This is a genomic window from Pseudofrancisella aestuarii (genome assembly GCF_003574475.2).
In the GTDB taxonomy this organism is placed as follows: Bacteria; Pseudomonadota; Gammaproteobacteria; order Francisellales; family Francisellaceae; genus Francisella; species Francisella aestuarii.
Genome location: NZ_QLIS02000002.1, coordinates 460,920 through 485,506, shown reverse-complemented (window position 1 = coordinate 485,506; position 24,587 = coordinate 460,920). Strand labels below are relative to the sequence as shown.

Genomic DNA, 24,587 nt, shown 5'->3' with positions numbered 1-24,587 from the left:
AAATTAACAAATGGCGCTGAATCTTTATATTTTTTATAATCAATTAAACTAACACCTGAGGCTAATAAAGCAGAAAAGTGCTCCGACTGATCTACTCTTTCAAGAGTTTTTTTAAAAGCATCTTTAATGTCTTTAGTGCTTAACTGCGCTGTAATAAAAATGCAGAACTTGATTTTGGCACAAAACTTAAGATAGATGAATAAGCATATTCAAAGGCTCCTGCAGCCAAACAAGATGCTGAGTAATAATCTTCATTATCTATTTTCTTTTTTGACTGCATAAGATATTGTTTAAGTCCTTCATTATTAATAAATGATATACGACTAATTTCATCAAAATCTATCTCAAAATAACTTTCAAATACCTTTTTTAAAAAAGAATATGAAGACAAACGCCAATCATACATATCATTTTCACTTGGCTCTTTAACATGGTGCTGAACCAAATTTCTCATACTATTAAGATTTCGTATTTCTTGGCGATAAGGTAGCTTTAAATTACGCTTTTTAAAATCATCAAATCCATCAACTGCATTAAGCATGGATTCAAAATCAATATTTAAAGTTTTATCTCCTCGTATCCCATATCTTAGAAGTATTGATTTAACTGCTATTTCAATTGAAATATGAAAATTATGAACTGCAATCATTCTATTAAGAGGATCTTTTTTATGAGCGCTCTCAACTCCATTCAAATAAAACTCCTTTGCTAACAACAATCTCTTCTGTATTACACTTACACTATCCATAAACCCACTCTATATTAAATTAATAAGATAAAAGCCTATCATTTACCTACCCCTCAAAAAGAAACTATCCAATTGAGCGAAGTTAAGCTTCACCCAAGTTGGTCTGCCATGATTACACTGACCAGAGTTCTCTACAGTTTCCATTTGTCTAAGTAGATGATTCATTTCTTCTATATTAAGCTTATCATTTGCCCTAACAGCTGCATGACAAGATACTGTTGCTAGTATATGGTTTAGATAAAATTCTGTGCTTTTAGTTTTTCCAGATGTCATCAGCTCCGTTGCTGTATTAGATATAAGATCCTGAATATCTTTATTTTTAACAAACATTGGCACAGATCTAATTAAAATCGCATCATCTGACACAATTGAAATATCAAAACCAAGATCTTCAAATACATTGATATTTTCATCTATTGCAGCAACTTGGTAGCTTGATAAAACTAATGCCATTGGCACTAATAGGTTTTGCTTAAACTTATCATCTTTTTCATGCCATGACTTTTTCATCTCTTCATACAGCACTCTCTCATGTGCAGCGTGCATATCAACTAAAACCACACCATCTTCAACTTGAGAAAGTATATAAATACCATGTATCTGACAAATTGCACGACCTAAAGGAGTTTTACTTTTTTGAAAATCAACTTTTGTTGAAGTTTCTTGATAATCTCGTCTTTCGAGAAGATTAGAAAACGACTGTTCTTTTACCTTAGAATGTTCTGGAATATCTAAAGTTAGATTTCCAATATTTAGAGGATTATTATCATTTGAAACTTTTTTCTCAATAACAATATCTTCCTGCCCTTCTTCTGAGAAAGTATTTTGAGAAAGTATTTTATTAATCTTTCCAAATAGAAAATCATAAACAAATTTTTGATTTCTGAATCTAACTTCACTTTTCGCTGGATGCACATTCACATCAACATCTGAATAATCGATATTAAAATATAATAGAAAAGCTGGATACCTATTACCGTACATCACGTCTTTATAAGCACTTTTTACTGCATGAGAAACCAGCTTATCTTTTATAATGCGTCCATTTATATAGAAGCTTTGCATATCAGGTCTTGCTCTATTGTACCTTGGAGATGCTATCCACCCCCATAAAGTCACGCCAGCTACAGTTTCATTTATAAAAATAGCATTTTCAATAAAGTCTTTATTATATAACTCTAGAACTCTGTCATACTTTGTCTGCATCTGATCCGCAATAGCAAAGTTATTAATCTCTTTCTTATTATGAATTAGTTTAAATCCAATATTGAAATAGCATAAGATATATTTCTTTATTAGCTCAAGAGTATGCAGATATTCAGTATTATCTTTTTTTAGAAACTTTCTACGTGCCGGAGTATTATAGAAAAGCTCTGCAACTTCTATTGTAGTACCATTTACATGAGCAGCTGGAAATACCTCTAGGTTTTCATTATCTATCTGCCAAGCATGTTCACCATCTATAAACTTTGAGATTATTTTAACCTTAGCAACAGATGAGATACTTGCTAGTGCCTCACCCCTGAAACCCATACTGGCTACAGACTCAAGCTCATCTAGATCATATATCTTACTAGTCGCATGAGCCATAAGAGTCAATGGAAGATCTTCTTTAGCTATACCAGAGCCATTATCTCTAATTTTAATAAAAGATTTGCCACCATCCTCTATCTCTATAAGAATTTCTGTAGCTCCCGAGTCTATAGCATTTTCAACAAGCTCTTTTACCACAGAAGATGGTCTTTCGATTACTTCACCAGCAGCTATTTGATTTGCTAAAGTTTCAGAAAGTACTTTAATTTGACGATAATTATTCATCAATGAGTTATTTATTTTTATAGATTTATAGAAGGATTTTAGCAAGGATTCTTAACAAAATCTCTACCTGAGCATTCGTCAAACAATTTTTGATCAACTATTTCTTTATTTTTATTTTGATATGGATAAACATTTTTCTTAGTTAGACCACACATTTTCTTGATTTTAACTGCTTCTTCTTCAGATAATCTTTCCCAATATTCAGTTCTACCAAGCCAACCCAGATATGCTCTAACATAAAGCTTATTACCATTCTCTATTGTTTGTGCTTTTAAGTGATAGTATTGACCATCATAAGGATTTAATACAGCTCCCTGATCATACACGGGTCCTTGAGGGCCTGGTGCGCACTCTTCAGCTTCTTTAGCATTCCAAGCAAATTCTAGACCTTGATACATTTCCGTACCGCTTGAGTAATCATACTCATTACCATAAGCACTACCTTTACCACAATTTTCACAGTAAATCATAGGAGGCATTACTTTGCCCTTTTCTATAACAGATAAAGGAACAAACATTTGAGCATTTTCTTTTCCATCAGCATTTTTATATATATGAATAATAGAAAGATTTTTACCAGTTTTTTTGTCTTTTTGCATCCAGTAGCCATCAGCTAAAAACTTATCATCTACATTATCTAACCCAAAGGAGAAAGAAAAAGATAATAGTAAAACTGAACAAATTATTGTTTTGAACATCATTTTAATTTTTAACCAGCTTTAAAATTAGTATATATAAAAATAATAGAGAGAAAATAAAAAATGAAACTATACAGGCTTTTTAACATCAAAAGGATAGTTCGTACACTTTTTATATAAGTCGTTATTTTTGATGCTTCCATCTTTTGCTTGGTATGGATATACACCATCATCTGTCAAGCCACACTCTTTTTTAACTTTTTCATATGTAGCTTCATCAATTCTCTTCCAGTGAGCATCTTTACCGACAGAGTACCAACCACTTCCTTTATACGCTCTAGCAAATAAAGTTTCTCCACCATCTACAGGTTGAGCTTTTGAGTTATATGTTTTACCATCATTCGGATTTAAAACCCCACCTTTATCATACTCAAACCCTTTGCCAGCGCCATCTGTACCAGGCTGTTTCTGCATATTACCAGCAAAAGCAAGACCTTGAACTAAATTATCACTTGGACTTGTATAGTCATAGCTAAAGCCATTAATAGAACCTTTACCACAAACATCACAATGAATCATCGGCGCTCCTGGCTGACCAGTTTTATTATTAACTTGCATTAATGGAACAACAATTTTCATTTCTAAAGTACCATTCTTAGCGAAATATGCTTGAATAATTCCCTCTGGCATACCTTTTCCAGCATCATTATCTTCATCATACTGAACCCAGTATCCAACTGGAGATAACGGATCACCAGATTGAATATCCGCCGCATAAACAGCTGTTGAAGAAATGCCAAATATTGCTAACAATGATAGTAATTTTATTTTTTTCATTAATAAATACCCCTTTAGTTTATTATTAAAGTAACTGTAATCAAAATTCATAGTAACAAAGCTTTTTAATCAATTCAAACTTCAACCATACTTTTAACTATAAGTTTTATTTATATAATATATCATTCAAAGTGATATACTTTTTTGTAAACATCTTTTAGCAAATAATAAATGCTTAAAAAACAAGGCAAAATAATCACCAATTTTGGTGGAAGAATCTCTGTAAAGCTCAACAATAATGAGATGGTTGACTGCTCAATGAGGAGTCAATTTAAAGGAGACTTAACTGTTGGCGATAATGTAGAAATAGACTTTATAGAAAATACCACTCCAGTAATAAGTAAATTACTGCCAAGGAAAAACCTTATCTCTCGACCAAATCAGTACCAAAGAAAAAATAAAAATATCGCAGCAAATGTAGATCAAGCTATTATTTTAATAACTCACAATCCTGCTCCTATAGAACACTATATTGATAGATATCTCGCAGCCCTACACAAAGCAGATATCGATCCAATCATAGTTGTTAACAAAATAGATGAACAGGGACCTGAAGATAAATTAAAAATGGATAACCTTACAGATGTATATAAAAATATTGGATATCCTATTTACTATATTTCTGCCCTACTTAAAACAAACATATCTACTTTTGTAAAAGATGCTTTAGAAAATAAAACTTCTATTTTCTTAGGTCAGTCAGGTGTTGGCAAATCTGAAACTCTAAATGCAGTAATTGGAAAAAATATAGCTGAAACTAATGAAGTTTCAAACTCAAATAAAAAAGGAAAGCATACAACTACTTGCTCTACGCTTTATGAAATTAATGAGAATACAAATATTATAGACTCTCCAGGAATTAGAGAGTTTGGATTATGGAACATTACTAAAGATGATCTTTTTGATGGTTTCTTAGAATTCAAAAAACTTAAAGGTATGTGTAAATTTAGAAACTGTCCCCATGAGGAGAACTCTCTTGGCTGTGAAATAGTAAAAAGAGTCAAAGAGGGAGATATTTCCCCATTAAGGTATAGAAATTACCATCGAATTTTAAAAGAAATTAATTAATCACATCTTCTCTGGTATTGATATACCAAGCATATTCAATGTTAATGTCATCGCCTTCAACGTTGCTACTGACATAGCTATTCTTGAGCTCTTAATTTCCTCATCTTCTTCAGCTAGAATTGGGCAATTTACATAAAATTTACTAAAAGTATTTGCCAAACTGTATGCATATTCACATAAATGATGTGGCTCTGACTTCTCATATGTTCTAGCTACAGCTAAAGGAAACTGGATAAGTTGTAACTGCAGTTTCTCTTCATGCTCATTAGTTGCTGATAAAATATCAAAATTATTAACCAATGCATTCACGTCAAAACTATCTCCAAACAACTTTCTAATGATAGATTTAACCCTTACTGCGGTATATAGTAAGTAAGGGCCTGTTTTCCCCTCATATTTAGAAAATTTATCTAAATCAAAAACATAATCAGATGTATATGTATTTACAAGATCTCCAAATTTTATTGTTGCCATAGCTATTTGATTAACTAAAGCTTCATCATAATTTTCATCCTGCATTCTTTCTCTAGCTCTAGATTTTGCCTGCTCAATAAGATCCTTAAGGTGCATTACTCCACCCTCTCTTGTTTTGAAGGGCTTACCATCCTTTCCATTAACTGTGCCAAAAGCCACATGCTTTAATTCACAATCTTCGCTAACAATCCCTGCTCTTTTTGCAACAGCGAAAACTTGTTTAAAATGTAACGATTGTCTTTTATCAACAACATACACTATTTTATCTGGATTAAAATCTTTCTGTCTTTGCCATAATGTTGCCAAATCAGTGGTTCCATACATTATTGCGCCATCACTTTTAATTACTATCAAAGGAGGAATATCTTCTTGCCCAGTATCAACTATCCATGCCCCGTCATCTTCATATATAAGGCCTTTGTTTTTTAAGAAAGATACCACTTCTGAAACATATTTATTAGAATCACTCTCTCCTAACCACAAATCAAAAGTCACTCCTAGCCCAGCGAAATCATTTTTTACAGCTTCAACTGATACATCAACAAAATGTTGCCATAAAGCTCTATAACCTTTTCTGCCTTGTTGCAACTCATATGTAGCTTGTCGAGCTTTTTCCATTTCATCTTTATCAGACTTACATCTTTTTGAAGCTTTAGGATAAATTTCTGCTAATTCAGAAACAATAACTGGAGAGTCTTTAGGATATTCACCATCATAACTTTCATTGAAATATATTAAATCTGGTGACTTCAATTTTATCTCCTCGATAAGCATACCCATTTGGGTACCCCAATCTCCAAGGTGAACATCAGAAACAACCTCATCTCCACAAAATTTATATAATCTCTGTAGGCAGTCTCCTATTAAAGTAGATCTAATATGCCCAACATGCATTGGCTTAGCTACGTTAGGCCCCCCAAAATCTAATATTATTTTTTTAGGCTGCTCCTCTTTAGAATAACCAAACTTATTAGACTTATTAAAACTGGTAGATAATTTAGCTAAAAACTCTGGAGCTAAAGTCATATTTATAAATCCTGGATTAGCTACAACTATTTCTAAAAAAATATTTTTATCTTCAACATTATCAATTATTTCTTGAGCTATAATATTCGGTGCTTTTTTTGCAAACTTAGCTAAAGGCATAGCAGCATTACATTGAAAATGCCCAACACCGTCTCTTGTTGATACAACAACTTTTGCTAATGCTGAATTATAACCAAGCTTTTCAAAAGATTCCTTTAAAACTTCAGATAAATATGTCTCTATATTCATAGTAATATTAATTAACCATCCTCTTTATAAGATCAACGTAATGTAGCTGTGGAATTCTACAATAAATGAAGATATAATATCATGGCTTTATTTTAAATAGAATCAGTAAAAAGGGAAATGCCGAGGTTCATGAAGGGGAATTTTAAAAGAATACTATTTGCTTTTTTAGGCACTATATTATTCAGTGAATCTGGTCAAGCAACTCGTATTATGGATGAAAATCCAGCAAAAGAAGATTGGCAATGTAAAATTGTTGATGGCGAGTGGAGTTGTGAAAGAGAAGAAGAACGAGTTAATGTGTTTTCAAAAGATATTACAGATGAACAAAGAGAAAAAACATTAGCACAAGACTTGACTTGGATGCAAAATACAGCCTTAAGAACTGGGGGGCAATATTATAACGATACCACATTTACAGCACCTCTATGTAAAAGTGGGAAAACAAGCCTAAGTTATAATAAAGCAGAATTTGACACCGATGGTACGCTTATCGCTTCAGGTAATGTAGAAGTCTTTCAATGCGATCAGGAGATCTACGGACAAAATGCTATTATAAACTTTAACAAAGATAAATCCGGTATAGAATCCTTAGTTATTGCTGGTGATGTTATTGCAAAACAACCATCATCGGGTGTCGTTATTCGAACAGAAGATATGTCTGCCAATCTTGAAGATAAAACAGCTATTGCTGGTCAAACTTATTTTAGATTCTTCAAAAAAGAACCAAAAACCGATATCTATAGTAAAAATAATTTTACTGGACATATGAGAGGATATGCAGAGACCTTTAGAAGATTAGATGAAAACACTATCAATATGACTGATGGATATATAACCTCTGGCAGCCCATATGATGATGCATGGAAATTAAGTGGAAAATCTATTGATCTTGATACTCAAGAAAATATGGCTTACATAAAAGATGGATGGTTTAAAATAAAAGATATACCTGTTATGTATGTGCCCTACTTTGCCTACCCTACTGATGATAAAAGAAGAAGTGGATTTTTAACTCCTGGATTTGTAAATAATGAAAACTCTGGATGGGGTGTTTCCGTACCTTATTATTTCAATTTAGCTCCAAACTATGATCTACTCTTCGAACAAATATACTGGTCGCAAAGAGGACCAATGGAAAATGCTACTTTTAGATACATGAATGAATACTTTAAAACTCAGTTTGAAGGCTCTCTTGTTCCTTATGATTTTGAAGATCAAAAAACTCGAGGAGCATTTACTTTTAATGGAAGTGGTAATTATCAAAAAATAAAAATGAGCTATAACTATGACTATGTAAGTGATAGCCAATTTTATAATGACTTTTCTGCTGGAAACATTAACTTAGTTACAAAAACACTTTTAGATAGAGAGATTAATCTTTCATATACAGATGAGATTTTCAATGTTAGTGGACAGTTCCTAGATTATGGTGTTGTTGATCAAAGCATGTTTCTAGCTAACGTCCCTTATGGGAAACTTCCTGATATTCATTTTGATGCTGATATTTCCAAGTATTTACCAGATTATTTACAATTATCTATTCAAACTCAAAATACATACTTTTATAAAAGATCTGGTGGCATTTACGGTTCTGGAACACCTGAAGCATCTATGGTAAACGCATTTAGAAGTTATGATTCTCCTAAGGTAGCTCTAGATTTATCAGAAACTTGGGGCTATTTTAAGCCTTCTCTAGAGGTGCCTATAAGGTATTACCAGCTTCAACAACATGCTAATGATATAGTCAATTTCAATCAGAATAATGTAACGAGTGTTATTCCAATATTTAACATTGATGCTGGAGCATATTTTGACAAAGAATTCACCTCGAGCAAAGGTGCTTATACTGCAACCTTACTTCCTAGACTGTTTTATACCTACATACCTTACCAAGATCAAACAGATCTTCCTTTATTTGATACAAACTTTACAAATGAACAATACATGCAGATGTTCCAAGTAAATAGATTTGTTGGTGGTGATAGAATCAACAATGCAAACCAATTAACATATGCCTTAGAACATTATATAGTTAACCAAGAAGATGGATCGATGCTATTATCTGCAAAAATAGGACAACAAATATTTTTTGATGATAGAATGGTAGGTCTAGATCAAGGTAATGAAACCCCTTCACCAAATAGATTACTCCCTTTCTATAATTCAAGATTTTCTCCTATAATGGGAAGTTTTTCATATCAGGTGCTACAAAATATATATGCCTCAGCTGACATAAATTATAGAGTTGAAACAGGAAATGTGGAATATCAAGTCTATCAATTACAATACAAAAGTGAAAATAATAATATTTTTAACATTTCATACAACAATATAGCTTATAACTGGGCAGGAATGACTCAGCAAGAAATAATAAATGGCAACGCCCCTAAGGCTCAACAGACAATAACTGCCTCAACCATATTAAAACTATCTGATAGTTGGGCCATAGCTGCTCTTATAAACTATAACTTTATACAAAAATCGATAACAAATACCTTTGTTGGTTTACAATATGATGCCAACTCATGGGCGCTACGAGGACTAATACAAAGATCTGCTTATACAAGTAATAATCCAAATGACCCTAATGCTGTAGGAAAATTAACTAACACATATGTTTTAGAACTTGAATTAAAAGGACTTGGTGGTGTTTATGGAGCTAATGGACTTGCACAAAGATTAAATCAGATCAATGGCTATACCGCTGGACAGTGGGGAGTTTAGTTATGCTTTTAAAAAAAAGATTAGCTTTACTACTTTTATTTTTGATACCTATTTATTCTTTTGCAGATATATCTAGCAACCTATTCCAAAACTCTTTTAATTCAAATATGCCTCAAATGCCAACTATGCCAGCAAAGGCAGCTCCTCAAGTTCCTAGCAATCAAGAACTAGCTATTAATAAAACGGTTGCTATAGTTAATGACAAAGTAATAACCTCTTTAGAGCTTGATCAAGAAGTACAAAAAGTTCTCGCGACTCTTCCTCCATCTCAAACATATGACCCACAAAATCAACTTCAGATTAAGAAAGAAGCTCTCCAAAATCTTATAGCTCAAAGCATATTATTACAGATAGCTCAGAGAAATAATATTAGGATATCTGATAAAGAAATTGATGCGGCAATAAATGATATATTAGTACGAAATAGAATATCTCTCGATTATTTGAAAACTAGTATTGAATCATCAGGTATAACATTCTCTGAATACAAAGACAAACTTAGAGATCAATTAATGATCAATAGACTTCAACAACAAGCTATTGCTCAACAAATTTCAGTATCTCCTAAAGAAGTAGAGAAATATATTCAAAAACATAAAGAGCTTTTTCAAAAACAGATGACTCCTAAGAGGCTGTACCTATTAAGAAACTTAATTATAGATATACCAAAATCTAAAGATGAGAAAAATAAAAAATTTATTTTATTGCAAAAACTAGCTATTGCAATAAATAATAAAAATATTAGTTTCTCAGATATGGCAAAACAATTTTCTGAAGCTGCAAATGCTGATGAGGGTGGCTCAATAACCCAATGGATGACTTATTCAGAGATACCTCCAATATACAGATCAAGAGTAAAATATTTAAAAAAAGGACAAGTTTCAAAACCATTTATTGCAGACAATGCTATTCAAATGATTTATGTTGAAGCAATAAAAGAAGAAAAACCTTTAGTCAACAATGAGATAACACAATATAATGTAGAAGGCATTGTTATTAACCTTACAGCAACTTTGACTGCTTCAAGTGCTGAAAACGATCTTAAAAGAGCAAAACTTGCTATAGAAAGTGGTGATGATTTCAAAAAGATTGCTGAGAAATATACCACTGACTATGATCACTCAGATGGTGAATTTGGCTGGGCTTCAGTTTTAGATAATCCTCCAATATTAACACCCGCAGCCTTTAATCAATTAAAGGATCTCAAGAAAGATGAACTTTCTGAGCCATTTGATACAGGAAATAAAAGTTGGATGATAATCAAATATACAGATACTAGAGAATATAATGCTCAAAAAGAAATTGAGGAACAAAAAGCACTAGAAGCTATTTATGCAGAAAAAGCTGAACAGATTTATAAGACATGGATAACATCAATGAAAGATAGTGCTTATATCAAAATATTGGACAAAGATTTAAAAACTCAAGAGCTTTATTAATGCAATACAAAACAAAAGCGAAAAAATCTTTAGGGCAAAATTTCCTTCAAGATGAGAATATTATTACCAAAATCATTAAAATAACTAACATATCAAAAGATGATATAGTTTTTGAAATAGGCCCTGGATTAGGCGCTCTAACAAGACATCTACTTACTAAAACAAAAAATATAAATGTTATTGAGTTTGACTCTGAAATAATACCTACTCTGATTGAAAACTGCCTACCTTATGGGAATATAAACATTTTCAATGAGGATATATTAAACTTTGATATTCTAAAATTTCCAGATCATAAAATAAAACTAATAGGTAACCTTCCTTACAATATCTCAACACCGATTCTATTTAAAATAATAAGCTTCACAAACAAGATTATAGATGCTCATTTCATGCTACAAAAAGAAGTAGTTGATAGGATTACTGCTCAACCAAATAATAAAAGTTATGGAAGGCTATCTGTTATATTACAATATCACTTCAGATGTAGCTCTGTAATGCATATTCCACCTGAGGTTTTTTATCCAAAACCTAAAGTTGACTCTAGCATACTTAAACTCACCCCTATAAGTACTCCTTTAGAGCTTAGTAATTATGAACTTTTCTCATTTATAGTTAAACAAAGCTTTTCTCAAAGAAGAAAAACTCTATTAAATAATTTAAAACCAATTTTTAAAGAAAAAAATATAGACTTATCTAAAGTACCTGTAGATACTAAATTAAGAGCAGAGAATCTTAGTGTAGAAGATTTTGTGAAACTTTCAAATTTTTTATCACAATAGGAGTTCAAATGGCAACCTATATTATTGGTGATGTACATGGCTGTTTAGATGAACTAAAAAAACTACTCAATAAAATCAAATTCGATAAAAAGCAAGATAAACTTATATTTATCGGAGACATAATAAATAAAGGACCAAAATCTTTAGAAACAATTACATATATTATGGATCTAGAAGAAAGCGCTGAGCTCTTAATTGGAAACCATGAGCTTATATTTCTTGCTACAAGTTATAATTATTTACCAAGATCATCTAAGAGCTCTCTAAATGAAATACTCGACTCACCTAAGTTGGAAGAAATACGTCAATGGATATGGAAGCAAAAGTTTCTAATAAAAATCAATGACTTTACTATAACTCATGCTGGAGTTCCGCATATATGGTCTACTAAGAAAGCAAAAAAAAGAGCTTTGGAGTTAGAGTTTGTTTTACAAAACGAATCTACAAAACGACTATTTCTATCTAATTTATTTTCCTTAGAAGCAGATAAATGGCAAAAAGAACTAGAGGGAGTTCAAAGATGGCTCTGTATCGCAAATTATTTAACACGAATGAGATTAACTGCTGAAGATGGAGGACTAAACCTTAAATATAGTTCTAATCTCTCAAATATCCCTACTGGTTGGTCTGCTTGGTTTAAACTTGAAAACAAAAAACTAAAAGCTAATGAAAAAATAATATTTGGACATTGGGCAGCTTTACAAGGAAATACTGGTGACAATAAATTTATAGCCATAGACACAGGATGTATTTGGGGAGGAAAATTAAGTTGTTTTTGTATAGAAACTGGTAAAATATTTTCAGTTGCTTCTAAAAAATATAGGAATATATCATGACTGATATTCTAATAATTAATGGTCCCAACCTAAATCTACTAGGTTCTCGCGAGCCTGATAAGTATGGGCACAGATCTCTTAAAGATATAATAAAAGAATTAAGCAATATAGGCAGTAAAAATGAGGTTTCCTTAGATTTCTTCCAAAGTAATCAAGAAGGTGAAATTGTTGATAAAATACAACAATCCAATGCTAAATTCATCATCATAAACCCTGCTGCCTACACTCATACAAGTATTGCAATAAGAGATGCTTTTTTAGCAACTCAAAAGCCTTTTATTGAAATACATCTATCAAACATATATAATAGGGAAAGCTTTAGATCCAAGTCTTTTTTATCAGATATTGCTTATGGATGCATATTTGGTCTTGGTTCTAATGGATATAAATTAGCTATGATTGAAGCCATAGATTTCGTTAAAAATAAAGGAGTATAACAAAAATGGATTTATTAAATGCAATTGATAGACTAGCAGAAATTCTTAATACAAGTGATATTAAAGAAGTGAAAGTTAAAGCTGGTGGTTCTTCTATCTTTATGACTAAAAATCAAAATGGCACAAGTGTAGTTACAACAGCTGCACCAGTTTCCACAACTATTGCTCCAGCAGCTCCTACTAGTGTTAGCACAGCTGCTTCTACTCCTAGCGCTCCTGCTGCTAAACCTCAAGAGACTCATGCAGGAGAAGAATTTAAATCTCCTATGGTTGGTACTTTCTATAAATCACCATCTCCAGATGCTGCTGCTTATGTAACAGAAGGAAAAGAAGTTAAAAAAGGTGATGTTTTATGTATCATTGAAGCAATGAAAATCATGAACAAAATTGAAGCTGAAAAGTCTGGGAAAGTTACTAAAATTTTAGTTAAAGATGGTGAGCCAGTACAATTTGATCAACCATTATTTATCATAGAATAAACAAGTTATTACCTAATAGTAACTCGTATTTGAACCACAAATAGAATTAAGGTAATAGAAATATGATTAAAAAAGTATTAATCGCTAACAGAGGTGAAATTGCTCTTAGAATTTTAAGAGCATGTAGAGAACTAAGTATTAAAACAGTTGCTGTATATTCAACTGCTGATGCAGATTTAATGCATGTTAAATTAGCAGATGAATCTGTGTGTATAGGCCCAGCTGCTCCAAATTTAAGCTACTTAAATATACAAAGCATAATCACAGCTGCGGAAATAACTAATGCGGACGCTATTCACCCTGGCTATGGTTTCTTATCAGAAAATGCTAAATTTGCTAAGGCTGTTGAAGAAAGTGGTTTTATCTTTATTGGACCTAAAGCTGAAAGCATCGAGATTATGGGTGATAAAGTTGAAGCTATTAAATATATGAAAAAAGCTGGCGTACCATGTGTACCTGGCTCTGGTGGTGCTTTAGGCAATGATCCTAAAACTAACTTAGAAATCGCTGAGAAAATTGGTTATCCAGTTATTGTCAAAGCTGCTGGTGGTGGTGGCGGTCGTGGTATGAGTATCGTCAGAAAAAAAGAAGATTTAGTAGACTCTATAGCTCTTACAAAGAGTGAGGCTAGAATTGCTTTTAATAATGATATGGTTTATATGGAAAAATTCCTAGAAAATCCTCGCCACATTGAGATTCAAGTATTTGGTGATGGTGAAGGTAATGCTATTCATCTATTTGAAAGAGACTGCTCTACTCAAAGAAGACATCAAAAAGTTATTGAAGAAGCTCCTGCTATTGGTTTAACTGAGAAGCAAAGAGAAGATATTGGTGCAAGATGTGTTAATGCTTGTAAGATTCTTAAGTACCGCGGTGCTGGTACATTTGAATTCTTATATGAAAATGGAGAATTCTATTTTATCGAGATGAATACAAGAATCCAAGTTGAGCATCCGGTTACAGAATCTATTACAGGTACAGATCTTATTAAAGAGCAAATTAGAGTAGCTTCTGGAATGGGTCTAACTTGGAAACAGTCTGATCTTGCTATTGATGGCCACTCTATCGAATGTCGTATAAATGCTGAAGATCCTGAGAGATTTATTCCTTCTCCTGGTCTTATTGAAATGTATCATGCTCCAGGTGGTCCAAGAGTTCGTGTAGACTCTCATATATATTCGGGCTATAGAGTACCTCCTAATTATGATTCTATGATCGCAAAAATAATTGTTAGAGGTAAAAATAGAGATTCTGCGATGCAAAAAATGCGTGCAGCTCTTGAAGAAATGGTTATTACCGGCATTAAAACAAATATCTCTCTACACCAAGAGATATTAAATAATGAAAAGTTTATTAAAGGCGGCACAAACATCCATTTCCTGGAAAAAATGCTAGAAGAAAAGAAAAAGAATAAATAATCACGCAAAACCTTAATTCAATTTTTCATTTTTTTCTTATATAATATTCTCCAACATACAATAATTTAGAATCATTTAACTATTATGATTTATAGCTTTCAATCATTTATTAAAATGACTAGAGATAGTAAAGGACTAGAACAGCAAACTGTTGCTGATGCTACAAACCTATCTCTTGATACAATAAAAACTATTGAAGAGGCTCATGGCAACTTGCTATTACAAGAGTCAAGTACTGTTTTAAAAAATCAAATCCGAAGATATTGTGAATATTTAGAAGTTTCTGAAAAGAAAATCGTATCTATTCTAAATAAAATAGATATCTTATATTATAAAAAAGCCAAATATGGAAAAATGAAAGCTTTTGATTATATAAATAGATTGATAATAGTAGCTATATCTATAACCTTAATAGTCTTAGTTTTTGCTTTTGTCAAAAAACATGCCTCTATAGATACAAATGAAACTGCTCAAAATACAGAAAACGCTCCTATAATTTATACCCCTATAAATTATAGTGATGAATTTCAAAATGGAGCTTCTTCAGATGAATCAAAAAAAGTAGAAGCTCACCCTCCCCCTCAAGCGAATATGAATTCAATTGTTATTGATGACAATATTAGTGATAATAACTCAAATATTACTGAAAGCAAAACTTCTTCTAAAAAAGTAGAAGCGCATCCTCCTGCTCAAGCAAATATGGATTCTATAGTTATTGATGATAATAGCTCATCAAATACTTCTGTACCTCAAGAAGATTAATACAAAAAGCTTTAATAAAATTAGATTTGTAGTAATATTTCTAGTAATAAAAAATAAGTTTCCCTAATAATGAATATCCTAAATAATATACTCCTTAATATGGAAAGTAGTATATCTATACGCAGTATCCTATTTGTTTTAAGTATAGACTTTATCATTTGTCTCTTGATCACTATTAGTTTAATTATATTAGGCTATATACTTTCATTTAAAGTTAATAATTCAATTAAACTATCTTTTTTTAGATCAATAAGATGGGTGCTCTATATTTTAATATGGATTTATTTTATTAAAGCCTCTATTGACTTAATTTCAGCTGTATATCTCACTGATCATAAAGATCAAATTTCTATTTATACTGCAAATACTCTTAAATTTTTAGTATATATTGCAATAATAATAAATATATTTAAGTTCTTAGGAAAGGTTAAACAAATAGTTATTGATAAAAGCAAAAAAAATAGTGGTGGATATGATGATTTTAGAGATATCAATGCAATATTTAAAGCTTTAGAACTTTTAGCAGCAATAATATCAATTATACTTATTTTAGCTGCTCTTGATGTTCCATTAACTGCTCTAGGTGCTTTTAGTGGAGTAGCATTTGCAGGGTTAACCTTATCTCAAAGTACTTTACTTACAAATTTCTTTGGTGGGTTATTTGTAGTTTTTAACAGAAAGTATTCTGAAGGAGATGTTATTGCTTCTGATATAAACTCTACTATAAAGTTTGCTGGATCTATTAAGAAAATTGGAATATTAACAACACAAGTAGACAATTATGAAACAGCTCCAATGCATATACCAAATTCTGTATTTCTTACAACATGTATCACAACCACATCAAGAAGAACTCATAGACGGATTGTACAGAATATAACTATACCTTATGAGAATCTAGATAAAGTTGAAATAATTAAACAAGACATTAAAGAAATGGTAAAAAACCATCCTGATATAGACTCTAATAAAACAATAGCTGTATCTTTATTAACTGGTGGTACAATCATAGGTAATAGAACTGAAGGATCTTTTGGTGCAAATGGTATAAATCTTCAAATATATGCTATGGTAAAGAAAGTTTTTTATGTTGATTTTCTTGAAGTACAAGATAGCATTCTTATAAAAACAGCTCAGATATTAAATGGGCACGATATTGAATTTGCGATTAATCCAGTTACTGTAAACCATAAATTAATTAATTTTCCAAAAAATTAAAGCCTTATTAGTTCTTTATATAAATTAATATAGCTTTTTGCCTGCAATTCTAAACTAAAAAGATTTTTTGCTCTATTTTTTGAGTTTTCTCCAAATTTTTCTGCTTTTTTAGGATTATTTAGAAGATATAACATAGCTTCTTTTAATAATTCTGGTGAATTAGGATTAATCACTAATCCTGTTATATCATTAAGGTTTATATATGTGGTTCCTGTTCCTATTTCACATGATATGAGCGGTTTACCAAATGCTGCCCCCTCTAACAAAGATATTCCAAAAGCTTCTGATCTTAATTGGGAAGGAAAAACAAAACCATAACAGAGTGTTAATATCGCAACTTTATCTTCCTCTGTAAAAGAATTAATAAAATGAACATTTTTTATACTTTTCTGAAATGCATATTCTTTAAGCTCTTTTTCTAAAAATCCGTTTCCACAGATTACTAACTGTATACTAGTGTTATATACAGCATCTATTGCTGTATATAACCCTTTATAATATCGTAATTTACCTATAAATAAGAAATATTTCTCTGGAAGCTTAGATTTCCAATAACGAATTCTTTCAGAACTAATACTCGGATATGTTTTTATATCTATACCAATTGGAATAATCTCTACTTTTTCTTTGAATTTAAGTAATGTATCACTTGTTTTAAGATAATTAGGAGAAGTGCAGACTATCTTATTAGCTGATTTTAAGAATCTATACATTAAAGGTTGATAAAATTTTAGTAATCTTTTTTGTTTAACAATATCTGACTGATAAGTGATTATCGTTGGCTTTTTAATATTACACAGTGTATGTAAAACATCACCAAAAGGATTTGGAAATATATAATGAACTATATCAACTTCTTTAATTAACTTTCTAAAGATATAAAAGGCTGATAGTGAAAAAGCCGCAGAAGATATTTCTAAATTTTTTTTTGCATGATATATCTTATATTTCCCATAAGTAATGAAATTAGGATAACTAGTTTTATTTGCTAATGAAAAAACTATATTCTCAACTCCAAGATCTTCAGTGGCATTACATAAATTATCTATGAATGCTTCTATACCACCTTTAGTCTGAGTAATATCTGTTTTATATACATGTAAAATTTTTATTTTTTTCATTATTAAGGCTTTTTTATTTTATCAATACAATATTTATTTAAAGATATCGCTTTATCTAATGAGTTAGATTCTATATAACATCTCAACTCTGGAGCATTACCAGAAGGTCTTAGATGTAAAATATCTTGATTTGCCAAAGTTATCCTAACACCATCTGTAATATTTATGTTTTCAATACTATTATTGCCATTAAAATACTCAGATATTACCTTATCTAGAAGATCTGATTTACCAGCTAATATTGATTTTAAAATTTCTTGGCTTTTTTCAGTTGCGAAATCATCAATCTTACTACTAGCTGTATAGCGCGCAGGTAGATCAAATAATAATTCTGATATAGTTTTATTAGAGTCTACCGATAACATAAGTACAGCTAACATTGGTATCACAGCATCCCTAGTAGGTAATGCTTTTAAGGTAGCATTTTTTAGATAAATATCTCCAGCTTGTAGAAAACCACCATTTGCCTCATAGCCAACCACACCATTATACCCTTCTGAAAGTAACTGATTCATTGCAGCAATTACATATGGCGAACCGATTTTAGTTCTAATAATATTCTTAAAATAACCCATCTTCTCAACTATAGTATTACTGCTAACTGGCGTCGCTACAGATTGTGTCTGAAGATATCTAGCAGTTAAAACACCTAATACATCACCTTTAAACCAATTACCATACTCATCACTTACTAAAGGTCTATCTGCATCACCATCTGTTGAAACTATGCTATCAATTTTATATTCACTAGCCCACTGCTTTGCAAGCTTTACATCTTCTTGACGAATTGCTTCAGTATCTACAGACACAAATCTTTCAGAGAATCCTAGTAGAATAACCTTAGCACCAAGTCTTTCTAAAATCTCTTTTAATATCTCTCGACCAACAGAAGAATGCTCATATAATCCAATAGTCTTACCTGCTAAACAATTATTAGGGAAGAAATTTATATATCTGTGAACATACTGTGAATGAGCTTGATTACATACCTTAGGAAGTTCTACTTTTTTTAAAAACATTCCATTATCATCAAAAGCAGCATCACTAACTTTTACAGCTTGATTAACTATTATCTCTTCATCTTCTTTGAGAACTTCACCGTAAGGAGTATTAAATTTAATACCATTTCTATCTTCTGGGATGTGGCTACCTGTAATCATAACTGAAGGAATTTGATTAGAAACTCCATACAACATAACAGCTGGTGATGGTATCTCTCCACAATATACTGGTTTATAACCATTATCAGATATAGCTTGTACAACAGCTTTAGTTATTCTCGGGCTACTATCACGCAAATCATGAGCTATAGCTATCTCTGTACCTTTTTGTATGTTATATTTTTCTTCTAAAAACTGGATAAATGCTTTAGTGTATAGCCAACAAATTCTGTCTGTCATCTCTACAACTAGACCTCTCACACCACTAGTACCAAATTTAACGCCACTATCTTTTATCACATCTTTTGTTATAGTAGTTTTCATTACTTTAACCCTTTAATTCTAAAAATATTCTTTCTAATTTCTTTGCAGAAATGTCCCAATCAAATTTCTCTATTTGAGTATCAATATTTTTTTGTAAATATTCATATATCTGTTTATTTGAAATTCTTTCTAATCCCTGTCTAATAGAGTTTACATTATGTGAATCAACACATACCCCTGCATTGCCAACGATCTCAGGCATAGACGAGTTATTTCCACATAAACCTGGTTTTCCAAAGGTCATCCCTTCTAATAGAGGTAAACCAAATCCTTCATAAATTGATGGCATAAGCACAGCGTAACAATTAGCATATATAATAGCTAATTTATCATCATCAATATACCCATATATTTTAACATATTCAGATATATTAAGCTGTTCTATTATTTCTTCTAAACTTTCATCGCCCCAGCCTTTAGCTCCTACAAGATGTAAATTAAAATTTTCTTTTTGAGCTTTTGATAACATAGAATATGCTTTAAGCAACATAGATAAGTTTTTTCTAGGCTCTAATGTTCCCACAAACAAAAAATATTTCTTAGTTGGATTATCTATTATTTTTTCTAATTCAATACGATTTTTGTATTTAGATCCAAGGTATAAAACATCAATTATATTATCTGAAATTGAAAAGTTAATTTTTATAGCTGACATAGTGGCAAAAGAATCAACGACAATATAATCAGCCTTAGCTATCGCTCTAGGTAACATGAGCCTTTCTATTGGATATGCTAATTTATTCATAGTTTTTGGAGCATACTTATAAACAAGGTCATGCACTGTTAAAACATATTTAACCCCCTTAGTCTTAATAAATGGTAGCCTGTGAGCTGGTCCCCAGAAAACATCAATTTTATCTTTTTTTAACAATTTTGCTAACTTAAAAGCTCCCCAAAATTGCTTAAGAAAAACATTTGTAATTCTAGACTCACGAAAAATAACTGATTTATCAAGCATCTCTTTATATCTTGATAATACTTGGGAAGGACTATATAAATAGATTTCAAAATTTTGAAATCTAGAAATTCTTGAAACTAGCTCTATGGTATATACACTTATTCCAATTTCTGGCTTAGTAAGAATCCTTACATCAATTCCCAATTTTAATCTATTTGTTATCCCCACTTTCTAGCATCCATTTTAAAGTATCTTCAAGACTATGTTTATTATCTATATTCACTAGCTTATTAAGTTTATCAGGGTTTCCGGCCAAAATTTTGACTTCATTTTCACGTACAAAATTAGAATTAATTTTAATTTGTATCTTATGACCAGTAATATTACTACATATATTTATAACTTCTTTAAGAGAATAGTATTTTCCAGTACATAAATTTATAGTTTCACCAGGTTTAGCATTAAGGAGACTCACATATATATTAGCAATATATCTAACATCATTAAATTCACGCCATACTTCAATATTTCCAAGCTCAATTATCTCTTCTCTGGCTTTGAAATGTTTAATTATCTTTGGAATTAAAAATTTATCACTTTGACCAACACCAGTATAATTAAATGGCCTTGTTATGGTAATTGGAATCTTATTCGCAAACAACTGAGCAATATACTCCATAGATATTTTACTAACTGCATAATCATTAGCTGGATTTGGTAACATTTCTTCACTCAAAGAACCTTCTTTGGTATTTCCATAAATATTTGCACTACTGGCTATAATCACATGTTTAATGCTAGATAAATTTTCAGCAATTACTTCTAATAAATTTCTAGTTCCAATCAAATTAGTAGTATAAAAATCAGAGATATCTCCATGCCCAACAAAAGCCTTAGCCGCTAAATGTATAATATAATCAGGTTCAACAGTAACTATTGCTTTTTGTAAGCTTTGCTTATCATTTAAATTAGCCTTGAAGCATTTAGAATTATTATGGTTTGAAGCTACTAAGCCAAAAACCGTATAGCCAAATTTCTCCAGAGTTCTAGCAACATACTGTCCAGTAAATCCATTATAGCCAGTAATAAGAACCTTATTTCCCATTAAAATGAAAACCCTTGCTCATTTCTACGAATATCAGCCGTCACCATCATATCACAAAGCTCTTCTAATGAAGTTTTAGGCTCCCATCCTAATATATCTTTTGCTTTTCGAGGGTTACCTATTAAAAGATCTACTTCAGCAGGCCTATAGAATTTAGGATTTATCCTAACTACAGTTTTACCTGTTTTCGCACATTTAGCAATTTCATTCTCTTCAGAACCTTCAAAGACAAGATCTATCTCTGCTGCTTTAAATGCCATTTTTACAAAATCACGAACAGTTTCTGTACGATTTGTTCCTAAAACAAATGTATCCGGTTTATCAGCTTGTAACATTAGATACATACCTTCTACATAATCTTTGGCATAGCCCCAATCACGTTTAGCATCTAAGTTACCCAGTTCTAGACAATCTAACTTACCAAGTTTAATTTTAGCTACAGAGTCTGTAATCTTACGTGTCACAAACTCTCGACCTCTTAATGGTGATTCATGATTAAATAAAATACCACTTGTAGCAAAAATATCATAGCTTTCACGATAATTAACTACCATCCAATGTGCATACAACTTAGCTACACCATAAGGACTACGAGGATAAAATGGTGTTTTCTCAGTTTGTGGAATTTCTTGAACTAAACCGAACATTTCTGAAGTAGATGCTTGATAGAATCTAATCTTTGGATTTACGATTCTAATAGCTTCTAATAAATGAGCACATCCTAACCCAGTAATATGTGCTGTAGCTAGTGGTTGATTAAAAGAAACTCCCACGAAACTTTGTGCCGCTAGATTATAGATTTCATCTGGCTGAATATCTAAAACCATCTTAATGCTATTCGCCGCATCTGTTAAATCATATTCCACCAACTCTAAGTTAGGGTGATTTTCGATTCCCAATTCCTCTATACGCCAAAAGTTTACAGAGGCCGTTCTACGATAAGTTCCATATACTTTATAGCCTTTATTTAACAATAACTCTGCTAAGTATGCTCCATCCTGGCCTGTTATACCCGTTACAATTGCTTTTTTCATATATATTTCCTTTTTTATGTTTTTTAGAATTAATTCAGTTCAAATTAGCTATCACTATTAAAAATATCTCTTGTATATATCTTATTTCGTACATCACATATGACATTTTCCATTCTATTAGCAACAATTACATCACACATAGACTTAAACTCATTAATATCTCTAATAACCTTTGAATTAAAAAAATAATTCTCTTTTAACGTTGGTTCATATATAACAACTTCAATACCCTTAGCCTTAATTCGCTTCATAATGCCTTGGATTGCTGAACTCCTAAAATTATCACTTCCAGACTTCATTACAAGTCTATAGATTCCAATTATTGGATTCATCAAATTTTTATTTGCTTTTTTTATAACTGCTTCTGCAATATAGTCCTTTCTAGTGCTGTTCGCTTTTACGATAGCTTCAATCATATTTGAAGGGACATCTTTATAGTTAGCTAGAAGTTGTTTTGTGTCTTTCGGTAAACAATATCCACCATAGCCGAATGATGGATTATTATAATGTTTTCCAATTCTTGAATCTAATCCTATACCATTTATAATTTCCCTAGTATCCAACCCATGAGATTCAGCATAAGAATCAAGCTCATTAAAATAAGCTACTCTCATTGCTAAATAAGTATTCGCAAATAACTTAATAGCTTCTGCTTCAGTTGAGCCTACAAAGAGTATATCAATATTTTTCTTAAGGGCTCCTTTAATTAAAAGATTCGCAAAAATTCTAGCTCGCTCAGAATGTTCGCCAACAATTATTCTAGATGGATATAGATTATCATACATCGCATAACCTTCTCTCAAAAACTCTGGAGAAAAAATAATATTATTAGTATTGAATTTCTCATTTATTCTCTTTGTATAACCAACTGGTACTGTTGATTTTATTACTATCGTCGCATTTGTATTAATACTAAGTATATCATATATAGTAGACTCTATTGATATGGTATTAAAACAGCTTGTATCAATGTCATAATCAGTAGGGGTTGCTATAATTATATAATCAGCTTTATCATACGCTTCTTTTTTATCTAGAGTTACAATAAAATTCAAATCATTCTTTAAAAGATAATCTTTCACTTCATTATCTTCAATTGGCGATATCTTATTATTCAATAGATTAACTTTTTGCAAATCTACATCTAATCCCACAACCTCATTATGCTGTGCTAACAAAAGAGCATTTGATAAACCCACATAACCAAGTCCTACTACCGCTATTTTCATTCTTTACCTCTCTCAATATTTCTCAGCATATAACATGAAACAAGAAATAATAAAAACTCACCAATAATGCTTACAAACCTCAGCATCACAGATAATACAATGGCATCTGCTTCACTTAATACTCCATTCGAAAGCACAATAAACACTCCCTCTCTTACTCCAATTCCACCAGGTGCTCCAGGAGTTACAAAGCCCACTAGCCATGATAAAGAATATATAGCTGTTATAAGCAAATAAGAAATTTTTATATCCATCTGAAAGTTTAAAATATACCAAGCTATTAATCCAACACCAATAAAAAAAGTCAAATAATACATCAAAATACTACTATACATAAATATATTAATTTTTTTATATTTGTATAGATAAATTAATACGATAAATACCACTACTAGAACTGCAACTAAAACATAGAAATTAAAAAATTTTAAATAGTTATCAATAGGCAGTCTATATATAAAAGTTAATATAATGCTACTAGCTAAAAAAGTCGTAATTATAATGAGGATAGCTTCAATAATATTACTTTGAATTAAAGTTTTATGCCCAATCCCAAGCTTATTTGCAACTACTTGTCTTATTACATAGTTAAAAACATTTCCAGGAAGATATTTATATATATTGGATTTTGCCCAGACCCATACAAGGTAAAAAGGTAAACTTTTATTCATCAATATTTCAAGTATTTTTTTCCAACAAAAGGCAACCCAATAAAGAGAGAAAAAATAAATAAAACTTAGTAAAAACAATTCTGCAAAGAAAT

General features: G+C 31.2%; 22 protein-coding genes. 10 read left to right on the top strand and 12 right to left on the bottom strand.

Going from position 1 to position 24,587, the window contains the following annotated elements; translation table 11 throughout:
* Positions 1-139: 139 nt before the first annotated feature.
* From DNK87_RS06380 to DNK87_RS06365, 4 genes are all read right to left on the bottom strand, one after another.
* On the bottom strand, positions 140-748 hold the full coding sequence (locus DNK87_RS06380; RefSeq protein ID WP_119330039.1) for a hypothetical protein: 609 nt from the start codon (positions 746-748) through the stop codon (positions 140-142).
* 42 nt (positions 749-790) lie between these two features.
* A complete protein-coding gene (gene mutL, locus DNK87_RS06375; RefSeq protein WP_119330038.1) occupies positions 791-2,566 on the bottom strand; it encodes a DNA mismatch repair endonuclease MutL in 1,776 nt (591 codons plus the stop codon).
* 38 nt (positions 2,567-2,604) lie between these two features.
* Positions 2,605-3,264, bottom strand: a complete 660-nt coding sequence (locus DNK87_RS06370; RefSeq protein ID WP_119330162.1) for a DUF2147 domain-containing protein — start codon at positions 3,262-3,264, stop codon at positions 2,605-2,607.
* 69 nt (positions 3,265-3,333) lie between these two features.
* Complete coding sequence (locus tag DNK87_RS06365; RefSeq protein ID WP_119330037.1) at positions 3,334-4,041, bottom strand: DUF2147 domain-containing protein; 708 nt, start codon at positions 4,039-4,041, stop codon at positions 3,334-3,336.
* 171 nt (positions 4,042-4,212) lie between these two features.
* Here DNK87_RS06365 and rsgA point away from each other — a divergent pair, with 171 nt between their 5' ends.
* Positions 4,213-5,109, top strand: a complete 897-nt coding sequence (rsgA, locus tag DNK87_RS06360; RefSeq protein WP_119330036.1) for a ribosome small subunit-dependent GTPase A — start codon at positions 4,213-4,215, stop codon at positions 5,107-5,109.
* Here rsgA and argS read toward each other — a convergent pair whose 3' ends face one another.
* A complete protein-coding gene (gene argS / locus DNK87_RS06355) occupies positions 5,110-6,858 on the bottom strand; it encodes an arginine--tRNA ligase (protein WP_119330035.1) in 1,749 nt (582 codons plus the stop codon). It abuts the gene before it with no gap.
* A 129-nt stretch (positions 6,859-6,987) separates the two neighbouring features.
* Between argS and DNK87_RS06350 the strand changes: the two genes are divergently transcribed.
* From DNK87_RS06350 to DNK87_RS06310, 9 genes are all read left to right on the top strand, one after another.
* On the top strand, positions 6,988-9,582 hold the full coding sequence (locus DNK87_RS06350) for an LPS-assembly protein LptD (protein WP_211360952.1): 2,595 nt from the start codon (positions 6,988-6,990) through the stop codon (positions 9,580-9,582).
* Between the two features lie 2 nt (positions 9,583-9,584).
* Positions 9,585-11,021 carry a peptidylprolyl isomerase gene (locus DNK87_RS06345; protein WP_119330034.1) on the top strand — a complete coding sequence of 479 codons (1,437 nt, stop codon included), beginning with the start codon at positions 9,585-9,587 and terminating at the stop codon, positions 11,019-11,021.
* Positions 11,021-11,803 (top strand): 16S rRNA (adenine(1518)-N(6)/adenine(1519)-N(6))-dimethyltransferase RsmA, encoded by a 783-nt coding sequence (gene rsmA, locus DNK87_RS06340; RefSeq protein ID WP_119330033.1) that lies wholly within the window; start codon positions 11,021-11,023, stop codon positions 11,801-11,803. Before DNK87_RS06345 ends, rsmA begins: the two co-directional genes overlap by 1 nt.
* An 8-nt stretch (positions 11,804-11,811) precedes the next feature.
* Positions 11,812-12,639 carry a symmetrical bis(5'-nucleosyl)-tetraphosphatase gene (locus DNK87_RS06335; protein ID WP_119330032.1) on the top strand — a complete coding sequence of 276 codons (828 nt, stop codon included), beginning with the start codon at positions 11,812-11,814 and terminating at the stop codon, positions 12,637-12,639.
* The gene (aroQ, locus tag DNK87_RS06330) at positions 12,636-13,076 is read left to right on the top strand and encodes a type II 3-dehydroquinate dehydratase (protein WP_119330031.1); all 441 of its coding nucleotides are present in this window, start codon (positions 12,636-12,638) and stop codon (positions 13,074-13,076) included. Before DNK87_RS06335 ends, aroQ begins: the two co-directional genes overlap by 4 nt.
* Before the next feature lie 5 nt (positions 13,077-13,081).
* Positions 13,082-13,555: an acetyl-CoA carboxylase biotin carboxyl carrier protein gene (gene accB / locus DNK87_RS06325; RefSeq protein WP_119330030.1), complete on the top strand. Its 474-nt coding sequence runs from the start codon at positions 13,082-13,084 to the stop codon at positions 13,553-13,555.
* A 62-nt stretch (positions 13,556-13,617) separates the two neighbouring features.
* Complete coding sequence (gene accC, locus DNK87_RS06320) at positions 13,618-14,973, top strand: acetyl-CoA carboxylase biotin carboxylase subunit (RefSeq protein WP_119330029.1); 1,356 nt, start codon at positions 13,618-13,620, stop codon at positions 14,971-14,973.
* Positions 14,974-15,060: 87 nt separating this feature from the next.
* Positions 15,061-15,735, top strand: coding sequence for a helix-turn-helix domain-containing protein (locus DNK87_RS06315; RefSeq protein WP_119330160.1), 675 nt, complete (start codon positions 15,061-15,063; stop codon positions 15,733-15,735).
* A 69-nt stretch (positions 15,736-15,804) separates the two neighbouring features.
* Positions 15,805-16,953, top strand: a complete 1,149-nt coding sequence (locus DNK87_RS06310) for a mechanosensitive ion channel domain-containing protein (protein ID WP_119330028.1) — start codon at positions 15,805-15,807, stop codon at positions 16,951-16,953.
* On the opposite strand, the gene DNK87_RS06305 is transcribed toward DNK87_RS06310, so the two are convergent.
* From DNK87_RS06305 to DNK87_RS06275, 7 genes are read right to left on the bottom strand one after another with little or no spacing between them, the layout of a single operon-like run.
* A complete protein-coding gene (locus DNK87_RS06305) occupies positions 16,950-18,074 on the bottom strand; it encodes a glycosyltransferase (protein ID WP_119330027.1) in 1,125 nt (374 codons plus the stop codon). The two genes, DNK87_RS06310 and DNK87_RS06305, sit on opposite strands and share 4 nt — an antisense overlap.
* 2 nt (positions 18,075-18,076) lie before the next feature.
* Entirely contained in the window at positions 18,077-19,558 is a 1,482-nt protein-coding gene (locus tag DNK87_RS06300; protein ID WP_119330026.1) for a phosphomannomutase, read from the bottom strand.
* Positions 19,559-19,562: 4 nt separating this feature from the next.
* The gene (locus DNK87_RS06295; protein ID WP_119330025.1) at positions 19,563-20,684 is read right to left on the bottom strand and encodes a glycosyltransferase family 4 protein; all 1,122 of its coding nucleotides are present in this window, start codon (positions 20,682-20,684) and stop codon (positions 19,563-19,565) included.
* Positions 20,668-21,561 (bottom strand): GDP-mannose 4,6-dehydratase, encoded by an 894-nt coding sequence (locus tag DNK87_RS06290; RefSeq protein WP_119330024.1) that lies wholly within the window; start codon positions 21,559-21,561, stop codon positions 20,668-20,670. Before DNK87_RS06290 ends, DNK87_RS06295 begins: the two co-directional genes overlap by 17 nt.
* On the bottom strand, positions 21,561-22,595 hold the full coding sequence (gmd, locus tag DNK87_RS06285; RefSeq protein ID WP_119330023.1) for a GDP-mannose 4,6-dehydratase: 1,035 nt from the start codon (positions 22,593-22,595) through the stop codon (positions 21,561-21,563). Before gmd ends, DNK87_RS06290 begins: the two co-directional genes overlap by 1 nt.
* 44 nt (positions 22,596-22,639) lie before the next feature.
* Complete coding sequence (locus DNK87_RS06280) at positions 22,640-23,824, bottom strand: nucleotide sugar dehydrogenase (protein WP_119330022.1); 1,185 nt, start codon at positions 23,822-23,824, stop codon at positions 22,640-22,642.
* Entirely contained in the window at positions 23,821-24,495 is a 675-nt protein-coding gene (locus DNK87_RS06275; protein WP_154401831.1) for a hypothetical protein, read from the bottom strand. Before DNK87_RS06275 ends, DNK87_RS06280 begins: the two co-directional genes overlap by 4 nt.
* Between the last annotated feature and the right edge of the window lie 92 nt (positions 24,496-24,587).